The sequence below is a fragment of the Alloalcanivorax sp. C16-1 genome, from assembly GCF_046507805.1.
Lineage (GTDB): Bacteria > Pseudomonadota > Gammaproteobacteria > Pseudomonadales > Alcanivoracaceae > Alloalcanivorax.
The window spans coordinates 570,669-595,420 of record NZ_JBKFTK010000002.1 but is presented as its reverse complement, the minus strand read 5'-3'; the positions used below and the strand labels follow the sequence as shown (position 1 = coordinate 595,420).

Sequence of the window (24,752 nt, the reverse complement as noted above, 5' to 3'; positions counted from 1 at the left end):
AGATCGCGACTGGGCGGCCTTCCGCTTCAGTCGCGATACTCTGAATACCGCACAACCGGGAGAATAAAAAAATGGAGATGTTCGACCTGCTCGCCCACCGGGCGCGGGTAACGCCGGACCGCCCGGCGCTGGAAGATCTGCAAAGCGGCGAACGCTACGATTATGCGCGGTTCAACGAGCGGGCCGCGCGGCTGGCCGCCGCCGCCCGCGAACAATGGGGCCTGAAGGAAGGCGACCGTCTCGCCTTCCTGGGCCACAGCCGCGCGGAATTCTTCGCCATGCTGTTCGGCTGCGCCAAGGCCGGCCTGATCCTGGTGCCGCTGAACTGGCGGCTGGCGGTGCCGGAACTGACCGTGCTGGTGGAGGACTGCGCGCCCGGCGCGCTGATCTTCGGCGGCGAGTTCGCCGAGGCGGCCGCCACCCTGGCGGACCAGCATCCGGCGCTGACCCTGGTGGCTCTGGACGGCGCCACCGGGGGCCAGCGCGACTACCACCAGGATCTGGCGGCGGTGCAACCGGACCTGAGCGCCCACCCGGACAAGGACCCGGACACGCCCTGGTACCTGCTCTATACCTCCGGCACCACCGGCCGGCCCAAGGGCGTGATCCAGACCTTCCGCATGATGATGGCCAACTACCTGAACATCGGCCTGGCGGTGGACCTGACCGGCCGCGACGTGCTGCTCAATGTACTGCCCCTGTTCCATACCGCCGGCATCAATCTGTATTCCTCGGCGGTGTTCCTGGCCGGCGGCTGCGTGTTGGTGGCGCGCGCCTTCGACCCGGATCAGGCCCTGCAAGTGCTGGAAAACCGGGCGACCATTTTCTTCGGCGTGCCGGCGGTCTACCAGGCCCTGCTGGAACATCCGGACTTCAGCGGCGACCGTCTCAAGGGCGTGCGCTCCTGGGGCTGCGGCGGCGCGCCGCTGTCGCTGCCGGTGGCGCAGCGCTACGTGGATCAAGGCATTCGCGTGCGCACCGGCATGGGCATGACGGAAACCGGACCCACCGTGTTTCTGCTGGATGAAGAGTTGGTGATCGACAAGATCGGCTCGGTGGGTCGCCCGCAACTGCTCACCGAGGTGCGCATCGTCGACCGCGATGGCCAGGACGTGGCCGAGGGCGAAGCCGGCGAGCTGCTGATTCGCGGTCCCAATATCACACCGGGCTACTGGAACCGTCCGGAGGCCACCGCCGAGGCGATCCGCGCCGACGGCTGGCTGCACAGCGGCGACGTGGCCCGTTGCGATGAGGACGGCTGCTACTACATCGTCGATCGCTGGAAGGACATGTACATTTCCGGTGGAGAGAACGTCTACCCCGCCGAGGTGGAAAAGGTGCTCGAACAGCACCCGGCCCTGGCGGAGGTGGCGGTGGTGGGCATGCCGGATGAAAAATGGGGCGAGGTGGGCAAGGCCTGCTATGGCCTGCGCGCCGGCGCCGACGACCCGGGCGAGGACAGCCTGCGCGCCTTTTGCCGCGAGCGGCTGGCGGGCTACAAAGTCCCCAAGGTATTCCAGCGGGTGGACGCCCTGCCCCGCAATGCCCTGGGCAAAGTCACCAAACAGGAGTTGCGTGATGCGCGATAACGACGGCTACGACGACGAAGGGTTCGACGACGACGATTACGAGCAGGAAATCGGCGGTACCGAATACGAGCAGGTCCTGGAACAGGCGCACTTCGACCGCTTCGCCGCGCTCAGCGGCGACCACAATCCGATCCATGTGGACCCGGACTACGCCGCCGGCACCCGCTTCGGCGCCACCGTGTCCCACGGCATGCTGCTGTTCACCGCGGTGCGCGGCCTGATCGCGCACAACTACCCGGGCGCCGAGCTGGAAAGCCAGGACCTGATGTTCCCCAACCCGGCGTTCGCCGGCGAACCGCTCACCGTGCATCTGGACATCGTGGCACCGCCCGCCAACGACCGGCTGGAGCTGATCACCCGGGTGGAAAACGAATCCCGTCAGGTCTGTCTGGAAGGCCGTTGCCGGCTCAAGCTGAACCGGAAGGCGAACCAGGAGGCCCGCCCATGACACAGCCCCGCTTCAACACCCTGGAAATCGGCGACCGCGCCGAGGTGACCCGCCGTTACAGCGACGACGACATCGCCGAATGGTGCCGGCTGGCGGAATTCGACGGCGACTGGGACACGGTGCCGGAACCGTTGATCGCCGCCCTGTTCTCCTACCTGCTGGGCGAGGAACTGCCCGGCCACGGCACCAACTACCTGAAGCAGAGCATGCGCTTCCACGACCACGGCCGCCCCGGCGAAGCGCTCACCGCCAGCGTGGCGGTGAGCCGCCTGCGTCGGGACAAGGCGCTGGTGAATCTGGAAACCCGCTGCCTGGGCGAGGACGGCCGCCTGCTGTGCGACGGCGAAGCGCTGGTGCTGTTTCAATGCTGACGCCCCCCGGCGCCCGGAAAGCCGACCAGCCGCACCCGGCCCTGGCCGACTGGTTGGAACGCCTCAACCGACTGCTGGCCGACCAGGCCGCCCGAGGCGTGGAAGCCACGCCGGTGACGGTGCGCGAGAGCATGGCCGCGATGACCGCCACCCTGGTGGCGCGCGGCCCGGACCTGCCCTGGGTGCGGGATGTGATGATCCCCACCGGCGCCTACCCGGTGCCGGTGCGGCTCTACGATCCGGCGCCGGAGCGGGAAAAACCGGTGACCCTGTTTCTGCACGGTGGTGGCCATATGGCCGGCGGCGTCAGCGTCTACGACCCCATCGCCCGGCGGCTGGCGAAAACCAGTGGCCAACTGGTGGTGTCGGTGGAATACCGGCTGGCGCCGGAGTGCCCCTATCCGCTGGGCCTGGAGGACTGCCTGGCGGTAGCCCGCCACCTGTGGCCGGTGCTGGCCCGGCAGGGGCGCCGGGTCACGCGGACGCTGAACCTGGTGGGCGATTCCGGCGGCGGCGCCCTGGCGGCCACCGTCAGTGCCCTGGCCCAGGACGACCCGGACCTGCGCATTCACAAACAGGCGCTGATCTACCCCAGTCTGGATTACACCCTGGATCACCCTTCGGTGGCCGAAAACGGGCGCGGCTATCTGCTGGAAGCCTCGCGCATCCACTGGTACTTCGAGCACTATTTCCAGGACGGTGCCGCCCCGGACGAGCAACGGCGCCGGAACGCCTCGCCCCTGCATAGGCCGATCAGCGAACGGCTGCCGGAAACCCTGGTGCTCACCGCCGGCTTCTGCCCGCTGCGCGACGAGGGCCTGGCCTACGTGGAACGGCTGCGCGCCGCCGGCGTGGCCGCCCGTCATCAACCGTTCCCGGACATGATCCATGCCTGGCTGAATCTGGAGGATCTGGTGCCGGAGGCCTGCGCGGAGAGTTATCGGGTGATCGGGGCGTTTCTGAACGGCTGACGCGGATCGCGGCTTCAGCCGCGATTGCCTTCCTCATCGGCACCACGCCAGAGCAGCTCATCAATGCCGTAGCAGGGCCCGGCCATCAGGTTTTGCGCCAGCATGAAGCGGTCCCGGGGGGTGTCGGCGGTCATCTCCGCCACGCGCAGGGACTCCAGCATCCAGGTGTCCCAGACATTGACGAAATGGGCGCGGATGTCCACGTCGCCGCGCAGCATGTCCGCCTGCAGGGCGGTCACCGTCAGGTCATCGCCCTTGCGGTCCACCTGGTAGCCCTGATTGGGATAGCCGACCTCCAGGCAGGCGAGGAAATTCTTCAGGGTGCGCTCGGAAGGCTGCCCCAGGGAAAACGCCAGCGGCTGGTCGGGCACGTTCTCGAGGATGGTGAGGATGTGGGCGTCGGCGAGCCGCTCGCGCAACCGCGACCGGTTGTCTTCCTTGCGGTTGGCCTCCTGGCGCTCCTCGGCGTCGCGGCGGGCCGCTTCCATGGCCTCGCGCACCCGCTGCCGCTCGGCCCGCTGGCGGGCCCGCTCACGCTCGGCGGCCCGCTCGGCCTGCCAGGCCTGCTCCACCAGCCGGTCCAGCTCCCGGTCGTAGCGACGCGCCTCACGGGCCTGCTCGATGCGGCGGGCACAGGCCGGCAGCCCCTCCTCGCGCAGCCAGCGGCCACTGACCCGGCGGTCCTGGCGGCGGGCTTCCGCCAGTTCCGCGCAGGCGCCGCCGTCGATGCCCAGCGTGGCCAGGTCGCTGAGCGGCAGGCCGGCCACCCGGGCCGGCACCGGTTCACGGCCCAGCAGCGAGGCGCCGGAGTCCATCAGGGAAGCACAACCGGACAACGCCAGACTGCCCACACCCACAATCAAAAGCCAAAACGGCGAACGTCGTTTCATGAACAACCAATTGACGACGGAAAACGAAAACCAAGACGTGGAACCGGCAAGGCGGCTCCACGTTCCCCGGTGTTGTACGAACACGGGCCTTGGTTTTGGTTCCCCGGCCGCCCGGCGGCGGCACGGGGAAGGCGGGGTCAGGCGGATTCGGCGATTTTCTTTTTCCAGATCACCGGGCCGGTTTTGTGCACCGATTCGCCGGTGGAATCCACCGCCACGGTCACCGGCATGTCCTCCACCTCGAACTCGTAAATGGCTTCCATGCCCAGGTCCTCGAAGGCGGCCACGCGGGATTTGCGGATCGCCTTGGACACCAGGTAGGCGGCGCCACCCACGGCCATCAAATAGACCGCCTTGTTGTCGCGGATCGCCTCGATGGCGGTGTCGCCACGCTCGGCCTTGCCGACCATGCCGATCAGGCCGGTCTTCTCCAGCATGGTGCGGGTGAACTTGTCCATGCGGGTGGCGGTGGTCGGGCCGGCCGGGCCCACCACTTCGTCGCCCACCGGGTCCACCGGACCCACGTAGTAGATAAAGCGGTTGGTGAAGTCCACCGGCAGCTCCTCGCCCTTGGCGATCATGTCCACCATGCGCTTGTGGGCGGCGTCGCGGCCGGTGAGCAGCTTGCCGGACAGCAGCAGGGTGTCGCCGGGCTGCCAGGTTTGCACCTCTTCCGGGGTCACCGTGTCCAGGTTGACGCGCTTGGCGCCCTCGTCATTGCCCCAGGCGATGTCCGGCCATTCTTCCAGATCCGGCGCCTTCAGGTCCGCCGGGCCACTGCCGTCCAGCACGAAATGGGCGTGGCGGGTGGCGGCGCAGTTGGGAATGATCGCCACCGGCTTGTTGGCCGCGTGGGTCGGGTAATCCGCCACCTTTACGTCCAGCACCGTGGTCAGGCCGCCCAGGCCCTGGGCGCCGATGCCCAGCGCGTTGACCTTCTCGAACAGTTCCAGGCGCAGTTCCTCGGAACGGGTTTGCGCGCCACGGGCCTGCAGCTCGTGGATGTCGATGGGGTCCATCAGGGATTCCTTGGCCAGCAGCATGGCCTTCTCGGCGGTGCCGCCGATGCCGATGCCGAGCATGCCCGGCGGGCACCAGCCGGCGCCCATCTTCGGCACCTGCTCGAGCACCCAGTCGACCACGGAATCGGACGGGTTGAGCATGGCGAACTTGGACTTGGCCTCGGAACCGCCGCCCTTGGCGGCCACATCGATTTCCAGGGTGTCACCGGGGACGATGGAGTAGTTGATCACCGCCGGGGTGTTGTCCTTGGTGTTGGCGCGCTTGCCGTCCGGGTCCGCCAGCACCGAGGCGCGCAGCACGTTGTCCGGGTGGTTGTAGGCGCGGCGCACCCCCTCGTTGATCATATCGTCCAACGACATGTCGCCTTCAAAAGTGACGTTCATGCCCACCTTGGCGAACACGGTGACGATGCCGGTGTCCTGACAGATCGGCCGGTGCCCCATGGCGGACATGCGGGAGTTCACCAGAATCTGCGCCATGGCGTCCTTGGCCGCTTTGCTCTCTTCCCGCTCGTAGGCTTCCTTGACGCCACGAATGAAATCCACCGGGTGGTAGTAAGAGATGTACTGCAGGGCATCGGCGACGCTCTGAATCAGATCGTCCTGGCGGATCACCGTCATGGGGCACTCCTGACTGCTGGGATTCGGGGCGCGCATTATACGTCGCCAGCGGGAAGCGGGCGACCCCACCGGCCGCCCTGCCCGGACTCGGGGCGATATGCGAATGGTGAATGTGCAAAAAGATGCTATATTGCTCGATGGATCGGCGGTGGAATATCTCTAAAAAAAGCCCCCGGCCACTTCTTTTACTGCCTATTTTACCCTTGGGGGAACAATCCGATGTCTTCAACTGCTTTCCAACGCACGCCGTTGGCGATGGCGGTCTGTGCCGCTCTGTTTCACGCTCCCGCCCACGCCGCACCGGATCCGGTGGACGATCCCGCGCCCGGCGACCCGCTCACCCTCTATACCGCCGACAACGACCTGCGCCTGCAGAACTTCGACGTGGCCGCCCTGCCCGACGGCCGGTTCGCGGTGGCCTGGCTGGAACGGAACCTGGACAATGTCAACGAAACCATCAAGCTGGCGCGGTTCGACAGCACCGGCGCGCCGATCGGCGGTACGCAGACGGTGTACAGCGACCCCTCCAGCTCGATCAGCCTGAGCAACCCGGTGATGGCCGCCGATGCGGACGGCGATCTGGTGGTGGCCTGGGAAGCGGACGTCGGCGGCAACGATTGCACCGACACCGTGGCTTATATCCTGCTCCCCAGCGAGGGCATGCCCGGCATCATGCAATGGGCCCCCGATTCTTCCGGCATGCACTGCGATGTGGCGCTGGCGGTGAACCAGGACGGCGCCTTCGTCCTCGGCTGGACCCTGGAAGACCCGGAAAACAACACCGAGCGCTTCCAGTATCAGATCCGGCGGTTCAATGCCGACGGCACGCCGATGGGCGACTCCCAAACCCTTGCCCAGGCCGGCAATACCCTGTTCCCCATGGCACTGGCCATGCACGGCGACACCTGGCTGGCGGCCTGGAGCGCCTACGACAACGGCCAGGTCCTGCAAGCACAGCGTTTCAACATCAACGGCACCGCCCTGGACCAGGCGCCCTTCCGCCTGGACGACGGCAGCCAGCAGGGCGCCAGCCTCAGCCAGGTGTACCCCACCCTGATGGCGGATGAGGACGGCGGCTTCGTGGGCGTATGGCATCAAATGGAAGCCGTGGACAGCCAGCCGGTGACCTCCGTTCAAGGCCAGCGCCGGCGGGCCGACGGCACCGCCGGCGCCGGCTTCCTGATCGCCAACGATACCGAGATATCGATGCCGATCCCGCCGCTGGGGCTGGCCCTGTACGGTGACCAGCTGCTCACCACCTGGAGCGACTGGCGGCAAGACCAGCCGCCGGTCAGTCTGGTGGCCGGCGTGGACGGTGACGCCTCCGTCGGTGCTCCGGTACCCATTGTCAGTGGCGATGAGGATACCGTCGATTATTCCCTGGCCACCCGGGTGGTGATCACGGACGCCATGGCGGCGCTGGTGTGGTTCCAGCGGCAGGACGGCGAAGCCCATGAGATCAAGGCGCTGGTCCAGCCTCTGCCGGAAAGCCCTGACCCGGAACCGGCGCCGCAAGAAGACGACGACGATAACGGCGGCGCCACCGGTCTGCTGACCCTGCTCGGCCTGGGCCTGCTGGCCCTGCGCCGCCGCGTTCGCCGCTAGCCGGTCACCAAACCGCCGGCCCCATCCGGGCGTCGGCGGTTGCTCTCCCTAAACGGCGCCAATGCCGGTATCGTTGCTTTGCATGAGCGATCCTATCCAAGACTCCCCGCAACAGACCCTGAAACGAGCGCTGGCGCTCGCCGGTGACGGACGGCTCGAGGAGGCGCTGGCACTGCTGGCGCCGCTGGCGGCGCGCTACCCGAACGTGCCGGCGGCGGTGATCAACCAGGGCGAGATTTTGCGGCGGCTGGGCCAGTTCGACGCCGCCGTGGCGGTGCTGGAGGGCGCCGTGGCGCGGATGCCCGACCAGCCGGTGGCGCGCTTTAATCTGGCCCTGGCCCTGCGCGGCGCCGGACGGCTCGACGAAGCGCTGACACACTACGCCGAGGCGCTGCGCCGCCAACCCGACCACGGCGACGGCTGGTACAACCAGGGCAACGCCCAACTGGACGCGGGGCTCTACGACGACGCGCGCGCCAGCTACCAACAGGCCCTGAAACACCTGCCGGGCGCCCGCCATGCGAAGGTGCTCAACAACCTGGCCAGCGCGCACATCCTCCAGCGCCACCCGGCGGAAGCCGCCCGGGTGCTGCGCGACACGCTGACGCTGGCGCCGGATTACACCGACGGCCATCTCAACCTGGCGGTGGCGGAGGAACGCCAGGGGCACACCGAAGCGGCCGCCGACGGTTACCGGCGCGTGGCCGGGCTCAGACCGGAACACTGGTGGCACGCCCTGCACGCGGACACCCTGTGCCCGGACGTGTTCGAGGACAACGCCGCCATCGACGCCTGGCGGAACGGCTTCGCCGCCACCATCGAGCGCTGGCGGGACCGCCCCGGCCAACTGGACCTTACCTTACTGGAGCACAGCGGCGCCGAGCCGCCCCCCACCCTGATGTACCAGGGCCGCGACGATCACCTTCTGAAAAGCGCCTACGCGGACATGATCGCGCCGCGCCTGCCCGCTTTCGAACCGCCCACGCCCCGCGCCGGCGGCGACCGGCGCCGCATCGGCATGGTGGTCAACCACGGCCACGAAGGCATTTTTATCCGTAGCCTGCGGGGCGTGCTGCCGCGCCTGGACCGGCACCGCTTCGACATCGTGGTGGCGGTGACCCGCCCGGCGCTGCGCCAGACCCGTGCCGCCCTGGGCGACGACGGCCTGACCTGGCTGGCGCTCAGCCCACGGGTGGACCAGGCCGCCGAACAACTGCGCGCGGCGCGGCTGGACCTGCTCTATCACTGGGAAGTGGGCTCGGACTCGTTCAATTACTTTCTGCCCTGGCTGAGGCCGGCGCCATTGCAGTACACCAGCTGGGCCTGGCCGCTGACCACCGGCATTCCAGGCATGGATTTCTTTCTGTCCTCGGACCTGGTGGAAACCGACGACGCGCAACAGCGTTACCGGGAACCGCTGCTGACCATGCCCGGCAATATGTTCACCTGGGCGGAACCGCCCCGGCTGGCCGATCGCCCGCCCGGCCGCGCCGACTTCGGCCTGTCGGACAACGAGCATCTCTATCTGTGCCACCAGAACCCGCGCAAAATCCACCCGGATTTCGACCCGCTGGTGGCGGCGATTCTGGAGCGGGACCCGACCGGCCGTCTGCTGCTGATCGGCAGCCAGGAAGGGGCCGAAACCGCCCCGCTGCGGCAGCGCCTGCAACGGCGCCTGGGCCCGCTGGCCGAGCGCGTCAGTCTATTGCCACGCATGGACCGGCAACGCTATCTGGGGTTGGTGAATCAGGTGGATGTGGCCCTGGACCCGCCCCACTACACCGGCGCCAACACCAGCTTTGACGCCCTGGGCCTGGCGGTGCCGCTGATCACCCTGCCCTCGCCGCTGCTGCGCGGCAACTTCACCAGCGGCCTGTACCGCCGCATGGGCCTCACCGGCCTGATCGCCCGCGACACCGGCCACTACGTGGACCTGGCCGTGAGCGTCGCCACCGACCCGGCGCTGCGCGGTCACTGGCACACCCTTCTGCGCGAACACAACGGCGCGATTTTTCACGACTCGCGCGCGATCACTGAACTGCAGGACGCCTGGGACATCATGCTGAGGGCGCCTTGATCCGGGGATCAGACCAGGCACTCACCGCGCTTGAGGTGGGCGATCAGCAGCTCGGCCACGGCTTCCGGCCGTTCCAGGTGCAGAAAGTGGCCGGCGGCTTCCAGCCGCTCCACGTACAGGCCGGCGGGGAAGTCGTCGTTGTTGAGGCAGTGATCCAGCAGCTTCGGGCTCATGCAGCCATCGTTCTCGCCCATCAGCACCTGGGTAGGTACGCGCACGTCCAGAGCCAGCCATTCCTGCACTTCCCGCTGCTCCTTGCGCCACAGCCGGATCAGGTGCCGGTACCAGCCCAGGGCGCCGCCCAGCACGCCGGGCTCGCCCAGGGTGTGCCGGGCATTGTCCAGATAGAGCCCCGGGTCCCAGTCCGGGGACCAGCGGTGCCAGAGCGCGTCCACGCCGCTCAGGCCGTCGCGCTTGAGCCAGGCCTCCGGCGCCACCGGCAGCTGGAAGAACTGCATGTAGCCGCTCAGCTTGATCTGTTCGGGCACCTTGAGCAGGGCCTTGGGCAGCCGCTTGAGCGGCGGGATCGCCAGCGCACTGAAGGTGCAGAAGGATTCCGGGTAGCGCGCGCAGGCCAGGTAGCCCACCGCCGCGCCCCAGTCGTGGCCGATCAGGTGCACGCGGCCACCCAGCTGATTGGCGAACACCAGCAGATCGTCCACCGCCGCGTGCAGGGAATAATCGCCGCTGCCCGGCTGGCAGGACGGCGCGTAGCCGCGCAGAGCCGGCGCCACGCAGGTGTAGCCGGCGTCGGCCAGCAGCTTCATCTGCACCGCCCAGTTTTCATGGGTGTCCGGGAAACCGTGCAGCAGAATCACCGGCTCGCCGTCGCCGGTGAGCAGCGCCGGAAAGCGCAGGTGTCCGTTGACCAGTTCCACCTGCTTCATGCATCGACCTCGAAATCGTTCAGTGATCGCGGCGTCACCTCACACACGCACAGGCCGGTGACCTCGGCCTGCTCCGGCCCTTCGCGCATCCAGGCCATCAGCGTATCCACCGCCTGGTCCGACCCTTCCAGCCAGGCCTCCACCCGGCCATCGGGCAGGTTGCGGACCCAGCCGGCCACGCCCAGGCGGCGCGCCTGCTGCTGGGTGGCGGCGCGATAGAAGACGCCCTGCACCCGTCCCCGGACAGTGACCTGCCGGGCAATCACGGCATTATTATTCATCTTTTTTGTCGCCTTCGTTGGTGGGGAACTCGTCGACCCGGTTTTCGAACAGGGCCTCCAGATTGAACTCCAGCGGCCGGTGCAGGCCGCGCCGCGCCTCGTCGCAGCGTTGTTTCAGGGTCGCCTCCCAGGGCTCCTTGCCGTGGGCGTTGACGCGCAACTGTTGCTCCGCCGGCCAGGGCACCATGGCCAGCAATTGGGACAGGGTCAGCCGCCGCAGGTCCCGGGTCAGCACGTAGCCGCCCTCCTCGGTGCGTTTGATCAGCTTGCAGTCCTGCAGCAGGTTGCGGAACTCGTCCCAGTGGGTGACGCCGGACTCGTGCATCACCTGGCGCACCTCATTGCTGCGCAGCACCCGACCGTGGCGCTGGCGCTCCCAGAACACCCGCAGCAGCCGCAGCAACGCCTGGGTGCGCGGCACCTTGCGGCGGTGCTCCTGGAACACCACCAGGGTGCGCACCAGCTCGGCGCCGAGCAGCACCAGGATCCAGGAAATATAAATCCACAGCAGGAACAGCGGAACCGCCGCGAAGGCGCCGTACACCACCTGATAGTTGGGCGCGTGCTTGATGAACTGGGCGAACGCCGCCTTGGCCAGCTCGAACAGCAAGGCCGCCACCGCCGCCCCCAGCAGCCCCTGCCGGAACGGCACCGAGGTGTTCGGCACCACGATATAGAGCAGCGCCAGCATGGCGAAGGTAAAGAAGAACGGCAGTACCGACAGCCAGGCGCGTACGCCGCCGAAGTAGGCCACCGTATCGCTGATCAGCGATACCGACGTCAGGTAGGAGGAAATGCCCATGCCCGCCCCCAGCAGCAGCGGCCCCAGGGACAGCACCGCCCAGTAGGTCATCAGGCTGACCATGCCCTTGCGCGCCTTGGGCAGCCGCCAGATACGGTTGAGCGCCTGCTCCACGGTGCGCAGCATCAACACCGAGGTAATGATCAGCATCACCACGCCGGGGCCGGTCAGGTTGGTGGCCTGTTGGGTAAAGGTGGCCAGGTAGCCGAGAATCTGGTTGCCGGCGGACGGCACGAAGTATTCGAATGCCCATTTCTGGATCACCATGCCGCGCTCGTTGAGCGCCGGGATCGAGGCGATCACCGCGAACATCACCGTCATGATCGGCACGATGGCGAACAGGGTGGTATAGGTCAGCGCCGCCGCGGCGGCGGGGCAGCCGTCCTCCACGAACTGACGGCGCAGCAATTTCAAAAACGCCCAGACCGATTCCGCGCGGGCGCGGAACGGGATCACGGGCGCATCGTTCTGATCGGTTTTCACCCTGTCGTCCACTTCCTCTTCCTATCGGCATCGCCCCGGCTTGCCGGGGGCGGTCGGTGCCGTACAATGCCCTGCATCCTGGCAAAACAACGGCGTCGAACCATGGCACAGTACACCATCTACCATAACCCGCGTTGCTCCAAATCCCGCCAGACCCTGGCGCTGCTGGAAGGCGCCGGCATCGAACCGCGCGTGATCAAATATCTGGACACGCCCCCGGACGCCGACACCCTGCGCGACCTGGTCCATAAACTGGGCCTTTCCAGCGCCCACCAGCTGGTGCGCGTCAAGGAAGCCGACTACCAGGAAGCGGGCCTCAGCCCGGACGCCGATGACGAAACGGTGATCCAGGCCCTGGCGCGTTACCCGAAATTGCTGGAACGTCCGGTGGTGGTCAAGGGCCAGCGGGCCGTGCTGGGGCGCCCGCCGGAAAACGTCCAGGCATTGATCGGGGAGAATCGCGGCTGAAGCCGCGATAAACCAGACGCCATGCACGATTATATTTTGATTCTTTATTACAGCCGCACCGGCGCGGTGGCCAATCTGGCCCGGCAGGTGGCGCGTGGCGTGGAAGCCGGTGGTCTGGAGGCGCGCCTGCGCACGGTGGCGCCGGTGTCCGCCAGCCATGAGGCCACCGCCCCGCCGGTGCCGGACAGCGGCGCGCCCTTCGCCACCCAGGACGACCTGGCCGGCTGCGCCGGGCTGGCGCTGGGCTCGCCCACTCGCTTCGGCAACATGGCGGCGCCGCTCAAGTATTTTCTCGACCAAAGCGGTGACCTGTGGATGTCCGGCGGCCTGATCGGTCGGCCGGCGGGGGTGTTCACCTCCAGCGGCAGCCTGCACGGCGGCCAGGAAAGCACGCTGCTGTCGATGATGCTGCCGTTGCTGCACCATGGCATGGTGCTGGCCGGGGTGCCCTATTCGGAAACCGCGCTGATGCGCACCACCGGCGGCGGCACGCCCTACGGCGCCAGCCATGTGGCCGGCGAGCGCGGCGACGCCACCACCACCGACGACGAAAGCGCCATCGCCCGGGCCCTGGGGAAACGCCTGGCGGAGCTGGCGCGCAAGATGGGCCGCCCTTTACAGGCACCATAACGTTAAGGATGAATATGCTGGGTTTTGTGTTACGGGGCTGCTACCTGCTGCTATTGCTGCTCGGCATCGCCGCGCAATTCTGGTTCACGCCGCCCAATGCGCCACTGGCCGCCTCGGTAATCATGGCGCTGGTGCTGTACCTGCCGTTGTTGCTGATGATGGTGGCGCCGATCACCCTGCATCCGCGCTCGCTCACCTGGCTGTGTTTCCTGCTGCTGTTCTACTTCTGTGGCTATGTGCTGCAATGCCTGAACCCGCCGCCCCAACGCACCCTGGCCATCGTCCAGGTATCGCTGACGGTGGTGATGTTCCTGGCCGCCATGCAGCTGATCCGCCGGGGCGGCCGTGCGGATTGATGACCAGCTGCACATCGATACGCCGGAGGGGGCCCGTCTTTCTCTCTCGCTGGCCGGCCCGCTGCCGCGGGCCCTGGCCTACGGCATCGACCTGGCCCTGCGCGGGCTGGTGCTGCTGGTGCTGTCGATCCCGCTGATGCTGTTCGGCGGCCACGGCTACGGCCTCTACCTGCTGCTGATGTTTCTGCTTGAATGGTTCTACCCGGTGTTCTTCGAAATGCTCTGGCAGGGCCGCACCCCCGGCAAACGGGCGGTGAAGCTGGCGGTGGTGCACGGTAACGGCGCGCCGCTCACCTTCAACGGCAGCCTGGTGCGCAACCTGCTGCGCACCGCCGACCTGTTTCCGATCTGCTATCTCACCGGCTTCGTGGTGATGCTGATCTCGCCGCGCCAGCAACGGCTCGGTGATCTGGCCGCCGACACCCTGGTGATCCATCTGCCGGCGCCACCCGCCACCCGGGTCCGGGAGAGCGGCGCCGGCGAAGCCCCGGACTGGCCCCTGGACCGGGAGGATCAGCTGGTGCTGCTGGCCTTCAGTGAACGGGCGCCGGCGCTCTCCGAGCAACGCCAGCAGGAACTGGCGCGGCTCGCCTACCCGGAACAGCCAGCGCCGGCGGCGCTGGAAAAACTGCGCCGGGTGGCCCGCCATGTGCTCGGCGGACCCGTCGGCGCCGACCCGGCCCGGGAATCCGATCAGGGAGCGGCGCGGTGAGGCAGAGCCAGTTCGAGCAGCGTTACCGGCCGCTCTGGGAACGCCTGGAGGCGACCCTCAAGACCCTGGAAAAAACCCGCCGGCCGGGCAGCGCCGCCGCCGATTTCGCCGGCGACTATCAGAGCCTTTGCCATCAACTGGCGCTGGCCCGGGAGCGCGGCTATAGCCTGGCCCTGCAGGACTACCTCAACGACCTGATGCTGCGCGCCCACCGCCAGCTCTACCGCCATCGCACACCGCTGTTGCCGCGCCTGGCGGCGTTTTTCGCCGCCGGCTTTCCGCGAGCGGTGCGCCGGCAGTGGCGCTGGCACCTGATCAGCAGCGCCGCCTTCGTGCTGTCGGCGCTGCTGGTCTGGGGCCTGATCCAGTACGACCCGGAGCTGGTGCACACGGTGGTGGGCCCGGACCAGGTGGCCGACCTGGAGGAAATGTACCACCCGGATCTGCGCGACACCGACGTCCGCGACCGGGCCGACGATGTGATGATGTTCGGCTACTACATCTACAACAACATCGGCATCGCCTTCCGCACCTTCGCCGGCGGGCTGCTGCTGGGCGTCGGCGCGCTGCTCGCCATGCTGTTCAACGGCAGTTTTTTTGGCGCCGCCGCCGCCCATCTGAGCCTGGCCGGCGCCTCGCAGCCGTTCTTCACCTTCGTGATCGCCCACGGCGCGCCGGAACTGACCGCCATCTGTCTGGCCGGGGGCGCCGGCCTGCGGCTCGGCTGGGCGGTGCTGGCGCCGGGCTCCTGGAGCCGGGTGGACGCCATTCGTCGGGCCGCCCGGGAATGCCTGCCGGTGATGTACGGGGTGTTTTTCCTGCTGGTGACCGCCGCCTTTATCGAGGCGTTCTGGTCGTCCCGGGAACTGGCCCCCCAGATCAAGTACACCGTGGGCGCGGTGTGCTGGGCCCTGGTGCTGCTGTACCTGTTGCTGGCTGGCCGCGCGCAAGGAAGCCGTCATGGATCTGAATAGGATCAATGCCCGGCTCGCCCCCCGCACCAGCTGGCAGGCGGTGGACGTGGGCACCCGGCTGTACCGGCGCTGGTGGCGCCAGGCCTCCCTGGTGTGGCTGGTGTTCACCGCCCTGCCGTTCGCGCTGCTGGCGGGCTACGCCGCCGCCACCCGCAGCGTCTGGCCGCTGCTGCTGTTCTGGTGGCTGAAGCCGCTCTGGGAGCGGCCCCTGCTGGCGTTCTACAGCCGCGCCCTGTTCGACGACTATCCGGGTCCGCTGACCCTGCTGCGTGCCTTTCCCAAGTACGGCCTCAACGGTCTGGCCGCCCAGCTCACCTGGCGCCGCTTCAGCCCGTCCCGGGGCTTTCTCACCGGCGTCTGGCAGCTGGAGGGCAACCGGGGGGCGCGGGTATCCGGGCGTATCGCCGTGCTGCTGCGACCGCCGGGGCAGCGCGCCGGCACGCTCACCTTCACCGTGCTGGGCCTGGAACACGCCATGACCGTGGCCCTGGTGGTGCTGGCCATGACGCTGGTGCCCTGGCAGTTCAACCTGGAATGGAGCGTCTGGTTCCAGGAGCAAAGCCAGCTGCAGTGGGGCTTTATCAATCTGGCCTGGTATCTGGTGCTGGCGGTCACCGAACCGCTCTACGTGGCCACCTCCTTCGCCCTTTATCTCAATCAGCGCACCTGGCTGGAAGGCTGGGACCTGCAGCTGGGCCTGACCCGCATCGGCGAGCGCCGCCGCCGGGCCGGCGGCGGCGCCGCCCTGGCATTGCTGCTGGTGCTGTTCGGCGCCGCGCCGCACCCGGTGGAAGCGCAGGCACCGGCGACCGATCAGGCCGACCCCAAACAACAGGCCATCGACCTGCTCGCCTCGGACACCTTCATGCCCTTCGAGGAGCGCCAGGACCGGCGCCTGCGCGAGTCCCTGCGCGACGACGACGGCGACAGCTGGTGGCAGGACCTGCTGCGCCGGCTGCTGGACCGGGAATCGGACAGCGACGGCCGGGACCCGCTCAACGTACCGGACGGACTGATCACCGGCCTCGGCTACCTGCTGCTGGCCCTGCTGGCGGTGGTGATCGTGATGATGGTGCGCCGCTATGTGCCCGGCATCGGCGGTCGCGGGGCGGACGGCAAACCGGTGATGCCGGTGCGCGTGGCCGGCCTGGACACCCGCGCCGAGAGCCTGCCCGCGGACCTGGAACGGGCCCTCGACCAGGAACTGGCCCGGGGCGACGTGCGCGCCGCCCTGGCGCTGCTGCTGCGCGACGGTCTGGTCACCCTGTTCCACTATCGGCCGCTGCCGCTCACCGCCGGCGCCACCGAACAGGACTGCCTGCGCGCCTACCAGCGGGCGCTGGACGGCGCGCCGGTGATTGCCTGGCTGACCGCGCTGGTGAACGCCTGGACCCGCACCGCCTGGGCCCACCGGCCCAGCGACGAGCAGGCCGTGCGCGATCTGATGGCGCGCTGGCGGGCGTTGCGCCCGCCGCTCGCCGGAGACCCGCGATGAAGCGCTGGACGGTGCTGTTCCTGGTGGCGGTGGCGGCGCTGGTGGGCGGCTATTACTGGGCCACCGAACCGGTGCGTTACATGGCCCCGGCCTACCCGGAGGCCGCCGCCCGGGATCCCTATCTGGCGGCGCGCACTCTGCTGGAAGAGTGGCACCACGACACCCGCCGGGTGTTCAGCACCCGCGCCCTGTTCCCCCTGCCGGCCACCGACACCACCCTGATCATGGATCCATACCGGGGCGACCTGGGCCGCGACCGCATCGAGGGGCTGCTCGCCTGGGTGGCCGCCGGCGGCCATCTGGTGGTGGCGGCGCGGCCGGTGTACGGCGACCGGGACGAAGACCGGGAGCGCGCCGACCCGCTGCTGGAGCAGGTGGGCATCAACGCCCGCCGGCTGCCCGAGAAGGATCCGGACGACGACCCCATGGCCGAACTGCTGGGCCGCTTCCAGCCCATGGAAAGCCTGTTCCTGGAGTACTGCCTGGGCAACGACGACGAGGAAACCCGGCGCCAGTGCGAACGGCTGACCTGCGAGGCGCCGCCCCGGGCGGCGCCGGCACTGACCCGGGACTTCGACGGTCTGCCCCGCCGGCTGCGCATCGACAATCCCCTGGTGCTCGGCTACCAGGGCGGCGAGGGTTTGCACTACTCGGTACTGGCGGGCAACGACCAGGGGCTCAAGCTGGTGCAGGTGGCGGTGGGCGAAGGCCGGGTCACCGCCACCACCGGACTGCGGCTGTGGGACAACGATCACCTGCATTATTTCGACCACGCCTGGCTGCTGCGCCAGCTGACCGACGGCGGCGGGCCGGTGTGGTTCGTGCAGGGCATCGACATGCCGCCCCTGCCGCTGTGGTTGTGGGAACATGCCTGGCCGCCGATCCTGGCGCTGGTGCTGGCCCTGGCCCTGTGGCTGTGGCGGCGCCTGCCGCGACCGGGCCCGCTGTGGCGCCCGCCGGCCCGCGACACCACCGACTACCTGGGGCACCTGCGCGCCCTGGGCCATTTCCACTGGCGCACCGGCCAGGGCGAAGCCCTGCTGGCGCCGCTGCGCGACGCCGCCCGACGGCGGCTGGCACTGCTGCACCCGGACCCGGAACAGGCGCTGCCGCTGGCCGCGGAGCGGCTGGCGCTGCCCGAACACGACCTGCGCGAGGCGCTCGACGCCTCGCCGGTGGACCGTCCCGGCTGGATTCGCCGGGTGGCCGTACTGCAACAGATCAGGAGCCGATTATGATCACCGATACTCCCGCGGAAATGACCCCGGACCAGGCCACCGCCCTGGCCGGCCGCATTGAAGCGCAACTCAACCAGGTGCTGATCGGCCAGCCGGCCATTACCCGGCAGGTGATGATCGCCCTGATCACCGGCGGCCACGTGCTGATCGAAGGCGTGCCCGGGCTCGGCAAGACCCTGCTGGCGCGCAGCCTGGCGCGGGTGCTGGAGCTGGACTTCCAGCGCATCCAGTTCACCCCGGACCTGATGCCCTCGGACGTCACCGGCCATGTGCTGTTCGACAGCCAGAGCGGCGACTTCCGGGTGCGCAAAGGCCCGGCGTTCACCAACCTGCTGCTGGCCGACGAGATCAACCGGGCGCCGGCCAAGACCCAGGCGGCCCTGCTGGAGGTGATGCAGGAGCGCCGCATCACCATCGAGGGGGAAAGCTTCGAGCTGGCGCCGCCGTTCGTGGTGCTGGCCACCCAGAACCCGCTGGATCAGGAAGGCACCTACCCGCTGCCGGAGGCGGAGCTGGATCGCTTCCTGTTCAAGATCCTGATCGACTATCCGAGCCACGAGGACGAGGCACGGATGATGGAAATGGTGCTGGACGGGCGCCTGCCGGACAGCCTGGACGCCGCCCAGCTCACCCCGGAGGCCAACGCCGAGGGCATTCTGGCCCTGGGCCGGCAGGCCGACGCGGTGATTCTCGACCGCGCCCTGGTGGACTACATCCTGCGGCTGGTGCGCGCCACCCGCGACCACCCCAGCCTGGTGCAGGGCGGCGGGCCACGGGCCAGCATCGCCCTGGCGCGCACCGCCAAGACCCAGGCGCTGCTGGCCGGCCGCGACTTCGTGGTTCCCGACGACGTCAAACAGGTGGCGGCGCCGGTGCTGCGCCATCGGCTGCGCCTGGGCGTGGACGCGGACATTGAAGGCCAGACCGTGGAATCCGTGCTCGAGCAGCTTCTCGAACAGGTGGAGGCGCCGCGGCAATGAGACCCGGCGCGCGGCTGATCCGGGCCCTGCTCGTCTGGGCCGCCCTGGGCGTGCTGCCGCTGCTGGGGCGGTTCTGGGCGGCGCCGCTGGCCTTGCCGTTGCTGCTGGGCTGGGCGCTGCTCGGCGGGCTGCTGGCGGTGTGGGCCCTGGACGATCTGCTCAGGCTGCGGCGCCGGCCCACGCCGGCGGCCAGCCGGCGCCTGCCGGCGGCGCTGTCGGTGGGCGTGCCACAAACCGTGACCCTGACCCTGGAGACCGGTGGCAAGGCGGAGCGCTGGCTGGTGGCGGACCATCACCCGGACGACGACGTGGACACCGGCCTGCCCCGCGCCCTGGATCTGGTGCCCGGCCACCGCCAGGTGGAAATCCACTACCCCTATCGCCCCAGCCGGCGCGGCACCGTGCGGTTCGGCCCCATCGAGTTGTGGCTGCCGTCGCCGCGCCGGCTGTGGGAATCGCGCCGGCGCATCGCCGCGGACCGGGCGGTGCCGGTGTACCCGGACTTCTCGCCGATTTCCCGCGCCGCGCTGGCGGTGGATCGCAGCCGCAGCCGCTTCGGCAACCGGGTGCAGCCGCGCCAGGGCGAGGGGCTGGAATTCCACGAACTGCGTGACTACCAGCCCGGCGACAGCCCGCGCCGCATCGACTGGAAAGCTACCGCCCGGCGCCGCCGGCTGATCACCCGCCATTATCAGGACGAGCAGAACCAGACCGTCTGGATACTGCTCGACGGCGGCCGCCGCATGGCGCTGCCCATCGGCGGCCTGACCGCCTTCGACCACGGCCTCAACGCCGCCCTGCTGCTGGCCTGGTCGGCGCTGCGCCAGGGCGACCGCACCGGCGCCCTGCTGTTTTCCGGGGAGCAGCCGCGCTGGCTGGATCCGGTGCACGGGCAGCACGGCATCCAGAGCCTGCTGCGTGGCTTCCACGACGTGCAGCCGGCGGACCGGGCCAGTGACTTCAGTCAGGCGGCGCGGCAGTTCCAGGGACGCTGGACCCGCCGCGCGCTGGTGGTGATCATCAGCCGGGTGCAACCGGAGGACGCGGACGATCTGCTCACCGCCGTGCGCCTGCTCGGCCACCGGCACCTGGTGATGGTGGCGGACATGGAGCTGCCCGAGCAGGCCGCCCTGCGCCAGGCGCCGGTGACGGACCTGGACGACGCCCTGCGGGTGGCCGCCGACGCCCGCGAGCACGAACAGCGCCGCGATCTGCATCTGCGGTTGCGCCATGCCGGCGCCCATCTGGTGGCCGCCACCCCGGCCACCCTGGCCGAGCGCCTCGGCCACGCCTATCAGCAATTGAAACGGGCCGGGCGTCTTTAGCCGCCAGGGATCGCGACTGACGTCGCGATCCGACCTCACGCTTTGCTCACGAACAAGCTATGTTAGCCTCTGGGGATTGCCTCACTTCGGCCCATGGATAAGGAGAGCCCCACGATGGCCCAAGCCCCGGAAAGCCGGCCCAAGGTCCTGATCAACCCGCCCGTTTTCTTCTCCTCGGTGGCGATCATCGCCGCCATGGTGCTGTTCTCGGTGATCCTCCCGAAAACCGCGGAAACGTTCTTCACCGACATCAAGGACTGGATCATTTCCGAAGCGGGCTGGTTCTACATCCTGACCGTGGCGATTCTGATTTCGCTGGTGTTTTTTCTGGCCATCAGCCGCTACGGCGACATCAAACTGGGTAAGGATCACTCGGAACCGGATTACAGCTATACGTCCTGGTTCGCCATGCTGTTCTCGGCGGGCATGGGCATCGGCCTGATGTTCTTCGGCGTGGCCGAGCCGGTGCTGCATTTCAGTGACCCGCCGCTGGCGGACCCCGGCACCATCGCCGCCGCCAAGGAGGCGATGCGCGCCACCTTCTTCCACTGGGGGCTGCACGCCTGGTCGATCTACGCCATCGTCGGTCTGATCCTGGCCTATTTCAGCTTCCGCCATAACCTGCCGCTGACCCTGCGCTCGGCGCTGTACCCGCTGATCGGCAAGAAAATCTACGGGCCCATGGGCCACGCGGTGGACGTGTTCGCGGTGGTCGGCACCGTGTTCGGCGTGGCCACCTCCCTGGGTTTCGGGGTGGAGCAGGTCAACGCCGGCCTCACCTATCTGTTCGGCATTCCCAAGAACGAATGGGTGCAGACCGGCCTGATCATCGGCATCACCGGGCTGGCCACCATTTCCGTGGTCACCGGCCTGGACGGCGGCATCCGCCGCCTCTCGGAGCTGAACCTGGGCCTCGCCTTCCTGCTGCTGCTGTTCGTGCTGGCGCTGGGCCCCACCGTGTTCCTGCTCAAGGCCTATGTGCAGAACCTGGGCGCCTACCTGTCCGAGCTGGTCAACATGACCTTCAACCTCTACACCTATCAGCCCAAGGCGGAGAACGGACCCCAGGAGTGGATGGGCGGCTGGACCCTGTTTTACTGGGGCTGGTGGATTTCCTGGTCGCCGTTCGTGGGCATGTTCATCGCCCGGGTGTCCCGGGGCCGTACCATCCGCGAATTCGCCCTGGGCGTGATGCTGGTGCCGGCGGGCTTCACCCTGTTCTGGATGACCGTGTTCGGTGACACCGCCATTCAGATGATTCTGGACGGCACCTACCCGGAACTGGCCGCCCAGGTGGACAACGACAAGGCGGTGGCGCTGTTCCACTTCCTGGAACAGTTCCCCTGGTCCGGCTTTATCTCCGGGGTGGCCACGCTGATGGTGGTGGTGTTCTTCGTCACCTCGTCGGACTCCGGCTCCATGGTGGTGGACATGCTGGCCTCCGGCGGCCACGACGACACGCCGCTGTGGCAGCGCATTTTCTGGGCCAGCTCCGAGGGCATCGTGGCCATCGCGCTAATGCTGGCCGGCGGGCTGGGGGCGCTGCAGGCCGCCACCATCGCCTCCGCCCTGCCGTTCGCCATGGTGCTGCTGCTGGCCTGTTTCGGCCTGCTGCGTTCGCTGCGCATCGAGGGCATCCGCCGCCAGAGTTTCCAGACCAACCTGGGCACCGCGCCGGCCACCATCCATGTGGGCCACACGCCGGTGACCGGCGGTTGGAAAACCCGCCTGCGCGGCATGGTGAGCTTCCCCAACCGGGCCCGGGTGCTGCATTTCGTCCGCGAGGTGGCGACCCCGGCGTTGAACGCGGTGGCCGACGAGCTGCGTGGCCACGGCCTGGAAGTGGAAGTCCGTGAGAGCGACGACCGCGCCACCCTGGTGGTCAGCCACGCCCGGGAAACCGACTTTATCTATGGCGTGCGCGTGCGCGGCTATGCGCGGCCGTCGATCACCATGCGTCAGCTGGATCATTCCAAACGGCACGCGGATACGGATCAGTATTTCCGCGCCGATGTGTTTCTGCGCGAGGGCGGTCAGGACTACGACCTGATGGGCTTCACCCGGGAGCAGGTGATCAGCGACGTGCTGGATCAGTACGAGAAGCACATGCACTTCCTGCACATGCTTCGATAAAACCGTCGCGACTAAAGTCGCTCCTACAAGGAAGCGGTGTAGGAGCGACTTTAGTCGCGATCCCCCTCAGAAATTCACCGAAATCCCCGCGCTGTAGCGACGACCGTCCAGGATACGACCGAAGTTGTCGTTGCCCACGGTCTTGTCGAACAGGTTCTGCACGCTGGCGTACACATCCACGATGTCGGTCAGGCCGTACACCACGCCGGTGTCCACCAGCGTGTAGCTGGGGTACTCCTCGGTGAGGCCGCCGCGCCCGGCCACCTGCTCCGCGCGGCCCTTGTAGCGGGCCTTGGCCCACAGCCGGGTGATGTCGTTGGCGCGCCAGTCCACGCCGATGTTGGCGCGGTGACGGGGCTGATCATTGAGCGGGTTGCCCTTGTTGGCGCCGGACAATTGCTCGCTGTCGGTGAAGGTGTAGTTGGTGTTCACCGACACCCGGTAGCCGATCGGGAAAGCGAAGGTCACCTCGGCGCCGCGGATGCGGGCTTCGTCCACGTTGGTGTACTGATAGAGCTTCTCGTAGTCGTAGCCCTGATAGAGACAGGTGACGTCGGTGCCGTCGATGCGGTCACAGAGGATCGGCTTCTCGATCTTGTCGTCGTAGTCGGTGTGGAACACGGTGACCGAGGCTTCCACGCCGTTGTCGGCCTGCCAGTGGCCGCCCAGTTCGTAGGTCAGGCTCTTTTCCGGCTTGAGATCGTCGTTACCGATGTCGCCGCCGTCCACGGAACGGCCGCCGCCGCCTTCCACCCAGTTGGAATCGCCCTGCTTGAGATCCGGCGTGCGATAGCCGGCGCTGACACCGCCTTTCACGGTGAACGCCGGGTTGACGTTATAGACCGCGTAGGCCCGGGGCACCGCTTCGCTGCCGTAGTTCTCGTCGTCCACCCAGCGCAGGCCGGCGGTCAGTGCCAGCGGATCGGTGACGAACCACTGGTCCTCGGCGAACAGCGCCATGTCCCAGCGTTCCAGGTTCGGTTCGCCGATGGCGCGGGTCGGGTTCTCGGTTTTCTGTTCACGGTACTGGCCCCCCACGGTCAGCACGTGGTCGCCGATCGGCACGGCGGTGGCGGTGTTGGCGGTGACCCGCTCGTAGAGCGCGTTCTGGGTCTGGTTTTCCAGCTCCTCGCGCTGCACCCAGCTCTGGGTGTCGATGTTGCCGTGCCACAGAATGTCGTGGTTGATGGCCTGGTGGCGGCGCACCGTGTACAGCTCGGAATCGGAGCCGGTGTTGACGGCGCTGCCTTCGCTTTCCTGGGTGGAGTAACCGGCCTCCAGGGACAGGGACTGGTTTTCCACCGGCGTCCAGGTCAGGCGCGCGGTGGTGTTGTCCCGGTCGAACTGGCGGTAGCCGCTTTCGATTTCGTCCTCGTCGCGCAGGTAGCGCGAGCCGCTGACGGTGAAGCCCAGGGTGTCCGCCACCAGCGGGCCGCTCAGGTAATAGCGCTGCTGCTGGTAGTCGCCGGAGTCGTGGTTTTCCTGCCAGGTGCGCTCCAGGGTCAGGTTGCCGCCCCACTGGTCCGGGGTTTTCTTGGTGATCACGTTGATCACCCCGCCCAGGGCGTCGGAGCCGTACAGGGACGACATCGGGCCACGGATCACCTCGATGCGTTCGATGGCGGAGATCGGCGGCAACCAGCCGTATTCCGCGCCGCTGCCGAAACCGTTGTAATAGGACTGCCCGGAGCCCTGCGGGCGGCCATCCACCAGGATCAGGGTGTATTTGCTGTCCATGCCACGGATCGAGATTTCCTCGGTGCCGCCCTTGCCGGACGGGCCGTCGTCCACGTATACGCCGGGCACATCCTGCAGCGCCTCGGTGATGTCCCGGTAGGACTTGCCTTCCAGTTCTTCCTGGCCGATCACCGAAATGCTGGCCGGCGCGTTGACCACGTCCACTTCCCGGCCGGAGGCCGAGGCGGAGGTCACGTTGATCTGATTCAGACGGTGTTCGCCCTTGACGCTCTCCGGCAGCCGCCGCAACCGGTAGCTGCCATTGGGCTGGCGCACCGCTTCCAGGCCAGTGCCGGCGAGCAGCGCTTCCAGGCCCGCCCGCGGCCGGTAGGAACCTTCCAGGCCGGCGCTGGTTTTGCCGTCGGTGAGGCGACCGTCGATCACCAGGGTGACGCCGGCCTCGCTGGCGAAACGGCTCAGGGCGCCATCCAGTCGGCCCGCTTCGATCCGGTAATCACGGGCCTCGGCGGCGGCCGCCGGCAGCGGCGCCAGAGCGGTAACGAACAGGGCGAGGCTGAGTCCGGCGGCGGGCAGACGACGCCGTGACGTGGAAGAACGCTTCATTCTCCGATCCTTTGCAGGGGTGAGTTTTTTGCCGGTGAAAATCCGGTGGCTATACCGGTACCCCGAACCAGATCGGAAAAGTGCTACGCCCAA

General features: G+C 68.1%; 22 protein-coding genes. 16 read left to right on the top strand and 6 right to left on the bottom strand.

All coding sequences use genetic code 11. The features are described from left to right. Nucleotides 1–71: 71 nt before the first annotated feature. From ACLD0W_RS09940 to ACLD0W_RS09925, 4 genes are read left to right on the top strand one after another with little or no spacing between them, the layout of a single operon-like run. Entirely contained in the window at nt 72–1,589 is a 1,518-nt protein-coding gene (locus ACLD0W_RS09940) for an acyl-CoA synthetase (RefSeq protein ID WP_410307322.1), read from the top strand. Next, nucleotides 1,579–2,037 carry a MaoC/PaaZ C-terminal domain-containing protein gene (locus ACLD0W_RS09935; RefSeq protein ID WP_410307321.1) on the top strand — a complete coding sequence of 153 codons (459 nt, stop codon included), beginning with the start codon at nt 1,579–1,581 and terminating at the stop codon, nt 2,035–2,037. Before ACLD0W_RS09940 ends, ACLD0W_RS09935 begins: the two co-directional genes overlap by 11 nt. Beyond that, complete coding sequence (locus ACLD0W_RS09930) at nt 2,034–2,408, top strand: hypothetical protein (RefSeq protein WP_410307320.1); 375 nt, start codon at nt 2,034–2,036, stop codon at nt 2,406–2,408. Before ACLD0W_RS09935 ends, ACLD0W_RS09930 begins: the two co-directional genes overlap by 4 nt. Continuing rightward, a complete protein-coding gene (locus ACLD0W_RS09925) occupies nt 2,402–3,379 on the top strand; it encodes an alpha/beta hydrolase (protein WP_410307319.1) in 978 nt (325 codons plus the stop codon). The genes ACLD0W_RS09930 and ACLD0W_RS09925 overlap by 7 nt, the downstream gene beginning before the upstream one ends. Nucleotides 3,380–3,393: 14 nt before the next feature. Here the strand turns inward: ACLD0W_RS09925 and ACLD0W_RS09920 are convergent, their stop codons facing one another. Further along, nucleotides 3,394–4,236, bottom strand: a complete 843-nt coding sequence (locus ACLD0W_RS09920) for a hypothetical protein (protein ID WP_410307318.1) — start codon at nt 4,234–4,236, stop codon at nt 3,394–3,396. A 170-nt stretch (nt 4,237–4,406) separates the two neighbouring features. Then, entirely contained in the window at nt 4,407–5,912 is a 1,506-nt protein-coding gene (locus tag ACLD0W_RS09915) for a fumarate hydratase (RefSeq protein WP_410307317.1), read from the bottom strand. A 219-nt stretch (nt 5,913–6,131) separates the two neighbouring features. On the opposite strand from ACLD0W_RS09915, the gene ACLD0W_RS09910 reads away from it, so the two are divergent. After that, nucleotides 6,132–7,517, top strand: coding sequence for a GlyGly-CTERM sorting domain-containing protein (locus ACLD0W_RS09910; RefSeq protein WP_410307316.1), 1,386 nt, complete (start codon nt 6,132–6,134; stop codon nt 7,515–7,517). A gap of 82 nt (nt 7,518–7,599) precedes the next feature. Beyond that, entirely contained in the window at nt 7,600–9,594 is a 1,995-nt protein-coding gene (locus tag ACLD0W_RS09905) for a tetratricopeptide repeat protein (protein WP_410307315.1), read from the top strand. Between the two features lie 8 nt (nt 9,595–9,602). On the opposite strand, the gene ACLD0W_RS09900 is transcribed toward ACLD0W_RS09905, so the two are convergent. From ACLD0W_RS09900 to ACLD0W_RS09890, 3 genes are read right to left on the bottom strand one after another with little or no spacing between them, the layout of a single operon-like run. After that, nucleotides 9,603–10,481 carry an alpha/beta fold hydrolase gene (locus ACLD0W_RS09900; protein ID WP_410307314.1) on the bottom strand — a complete coding sequence of 293 codons (879 nt, stop codon included), beginning with the start codon at nt 10,479–10,481 and terminating at the stop codon, nt 9,603–9,605. Beyond that, nucleotides 10,478–10,762, bottom strand: coding sequence for an acylphosphatase (locus ACLD0W_RS09895; RefSeq protein WP_410307313.1), 285 nt, complete (start codon nt 10,760–10,762; stop codon nt 10,478–10,480). The genes ACLD0W_RS09900 and ACLD0W_RS09895 overlap by 4 nt, the downstream gene beginning before the upstream one ends. Next, a complete protein-coding gene (locus tag ACLD0W_RS09890; protein WP_410307312.1) occupies nt 10,755–12,047 on the bottom strand; it encodes a YihY family inner membrane protein in 1,293 nt (430 codons plus the stop codon). Before ACLD0W_RS09890 ends, ACLD0W_RS09895 begins: the two co-directional genes overlap by 8 nt. A gap of 102 nt (nt 12,048–12,149) precedes the next feature. Here ACLD0W_RS09890 and arsC point away from each other — a divergent pair, with 102 nt between their 5' ends. From arsC to betT, 10 genes are all read left to right on the top strand, one after another. Then, complete coding sequence (arsC, locus tag ACLD0W_RS09885) at nt 12,150–12,515, top strand: arsenate reductase (glutaredoxin) (RefSeq protein WP_410307311.1); 366 nt, start codon at nt 12,150–12,152, stop codon at nt 12,513–12,515. Between the two features lie 21 nt (nt 12,516–12,536). Beyond that, nucleotides 12,537–13,145 (top strand): NAD(P)H:quinone oxidoreductase, encoded by a 609-nt coding sequence (wrbA, locus tag ACLD0W_RS09880; protein ID WP_410307310.1) that lies wholly within the window; start codon nt 12,537–12,539, stop codon nt 13,143–13,145. 14 nt (nt 13,146–13,159) lie between these two features. Then, nucleotides 13,160–13,501 (top strand): DUF2069 domain-containing protein, encoded by a 342-nt coding sequence (locus tag ACLD0W_RS09875; RefSeq protein ID WP_204430393.1) that lies wholly within the window; start codon nt 13,160–13,162, stop codon nt 13,499–13,501. Next, nucleotides 13,491–14,213, top strand: coding sequence for an RDD family protein (locus tag ACLD0W_RS09870; RefSeq protein ID WP_410307309.1), 723 nt, complete (start codon nt 13,491–13,493; stop codon nt 14,211–14,213). Before ACLD0W_RS09875 ends, ACLD0W_RS09870 begins: the two co-directional genes overlap by 11 nt. Continuing rightward, nucleotides 14,210–15,187, top strand: a complete 978-nt coding sequence (locus ACLD0W_RS09865) for a stage II sporulation protein M (protein WP_410307308.1) — start codon at nt 14,210–14,212, stop codon at nt 15,185–15,187. The genes ACLD0W_RS09870 and ACLD0W_RS09865 overlap by 4 nt, the downstream gene beginning before the upstream one ends. Beyond that, entirely contained in the window at nt 15,174–16,682 is a 1,509-nt protein-coding gene (locus ACLD0W_RS09860; RefSeq protein ID WP_410307307.1) for a DUF4129 domain-containing protein, read from the top strand. The genes ACLD0W_RS09865 and ACLD0W_RS09860 overlap by 14 nt, the downstream gene beginning before the upstream one ends. Next, nucleotides 16,679–17,920: a DUF4350 domain-containing protein gene (locus tag ACLD0W_RS09855; protein ID WP_410307306.1), complete on the top strand. Its 1,242-nt coding sequence runs from the start codon at nt 16,679–16,681 to the stop codon at nt 17,918–17,920. The genes ACLD0W_RS09860 and ACLD0W_RS09855 overlap by 4 nt, the downstream gene beginning before the upstream one ends. Further along, complete coding sequence (locus ACLD0W_RS09850; protein WP_410307305.1) at nt 17,917–18,900, top strand: AAA family ATPase; 984 nt, start codon at nt 17,917–17,919, stop codon at nt 18,898–18,900. The genes ACLD0W_RS09855 and ACLD0W_RS09850 overlap by 4 nt, the downstream gene beginning before the upstream one ends. Then, nucleotides 18,897–20,225 (top strand): DUF58 domain-containing protein, encoded by a 1,329-nt coding sequence (locus ACLD0W_RS09845; protein WP_410307304.1) that lies wholly within the window; start codon nt 18,897–18,899, stop codon nt 20,223–20,225. Before ACLD0W_RS09850 ends, ACLD0W_RS09845 begins: the two co-directional genes overlap by 4 nt. Nucleotides 20,226–20,339: 114 nt before the next feature. After that, entirely contained in the window at nt 20,340–22,358 is a 2,019-nt protein-coding gene (gene betT, locus ACLD0W_RS09840) for a choline BCCT transporter BetT (RefSeq protein WP_410307303.1), read from the top strand. A gap of 66 nt (nt 22,359–22,424) precedes the next feature. Here the strand turns inward: betT and ACLD0W_RS09835 are convergent, their stop codons facing one another. Next, the gene (locus ACLD0W_RS09835) at nt 22,425–24,659 is read right to left on the bottom strand and encodes a TonB-dependent receptor domain-containing protein (RefSeq protein WP_410307302.1); all 2,235 of its coding nucleotides are present in this window, start codon (nt 24,657–24,659) and stop codon (nt 22,425–22,427) included. Between the last annotated feature and the right edge of the window lie 93 nt (nt 24,660–24,752).

Coding starts and splice junctions, on each gene's coding strand:
- arsC (WP_410307311.1), top strand. CDS start 12,150: ATGGCACAGTACACCATCTACCATAACCCGCGTTGCTCCAAATCCCGC.
- ACLD0W_RS09835 (WP_410307302.1), bottom strand. CDS start 24,659: ATGAAGCGTTCTTCCACGTCACGGCGTCGTCTGCCCGCCGCCGGACTC.
- betT (WP_410307303.1), top strand. CDS start 20,340: ATGGCCCAAGCCCCGGAAAGCCGGCCCAAGGTCCTGATCAACCCGCCC.
- ACLD0W_RS09860 (WP_410307307.1), top strand. CDS start 15,174: ATGGATCTGAATAGGATCAATGCCCGGCTCGCCCCCCGCACCAGCTGG.
- ACLD0W_RS09940 (WP_410307322.1), top strand. CDS start 72: ATGGAGATGTTCGACCTGCTCGCCCACCGGGCGCGGGTAACGCCGGAC.
- ACLD0W_RS09910 (WP_410307316.1), top strand. CDS start 6,132: ATGTCTTCAACTGCTTTCCAACGCACGCCGTTGGCGATGGCGGTCTGT.
- ACLD0W_RS09925 (WP_410307319.1), top strand. CDS start 2,402: ATGCTGACGCCCCCCGGCGCCCGGAAAGCCGACCAGCCGCACCCGGCC.
- ACLD0W_RS09905 (WP_410307315.1), top strand. CDS start 7,600: ATGAGCGATCCTATCCAAGACTCCCCGCAACAGACCCTGAAACGAGCG.
- ACLD0W_RS09855 (WP_410307306.1), top strand. CDS start 16,679: ATGAAGCGCTGGACGGTGCTGTTCCTGGTGGCGGTGGCGGCGCTGGTG.
- ACLD0W_RS09935 (WP_410307321.1), top strand. CDS start 1,579: ATGCGCGATAACGACGGCTACGACGACGAAGGGTTCGACGACGACGAT.
- ACLD0W_RS09900 (WP_410307314.1), bottom strand. CDS start 10,481: ATGAAGCAGGTGGAACTGGTCAACGGACACCTGCGCTTTCCGGCGCTG.
- wrbA (WP_410307310.1), top strand. CDS start 12,537: ATGCACGATTATATTTTGATTCTTTATTACAGCCGCACCGGCGCGGTG.
- ACLD0W_RS09850 (WP_410307305.1), top strand. CDS start 17,917: ATGATCACCGATACTCCCGCGGAAATGACCCCGGACCAGGCCACCGCC.
- ACLD0W_RS09895 (WP_410307313.1), bottom strand. CDS start 10,762: ATGAATAATAATGCCGTGATTGCCCGGCAGGTCACTGTCCGGGGACGG.
- ACLD0W_RS09915 (WP_410307317.1), bottom strand. CDS start 5,912: ATGACGGTGATCCGCCAGGACGATCTGATTCAGAGCGTCGCCGATGCC.
- ACLD0W_RS09845 (WP_410307304.1), top strand. CDS start 18,897: ATGAGACCCGGCGCGCGGCTGATCCGGGCCCTGCTCGTCTGGGCCGCC.
- ACLD0W_RS09875 (WP_204430393.1), top strand. CDS start 13,160: ATGCTGGGTTTTGTGTTACGGGGCTGCTACCTGCTGCTATTGCTGCTC.
- ACLD0W_RS09930 (WP_410307320.1), top strand. CDS start 2,034: ATGACACAGCCCCGCTTCAACACCCTGGAAATCGGCGACCGCGCCGAG.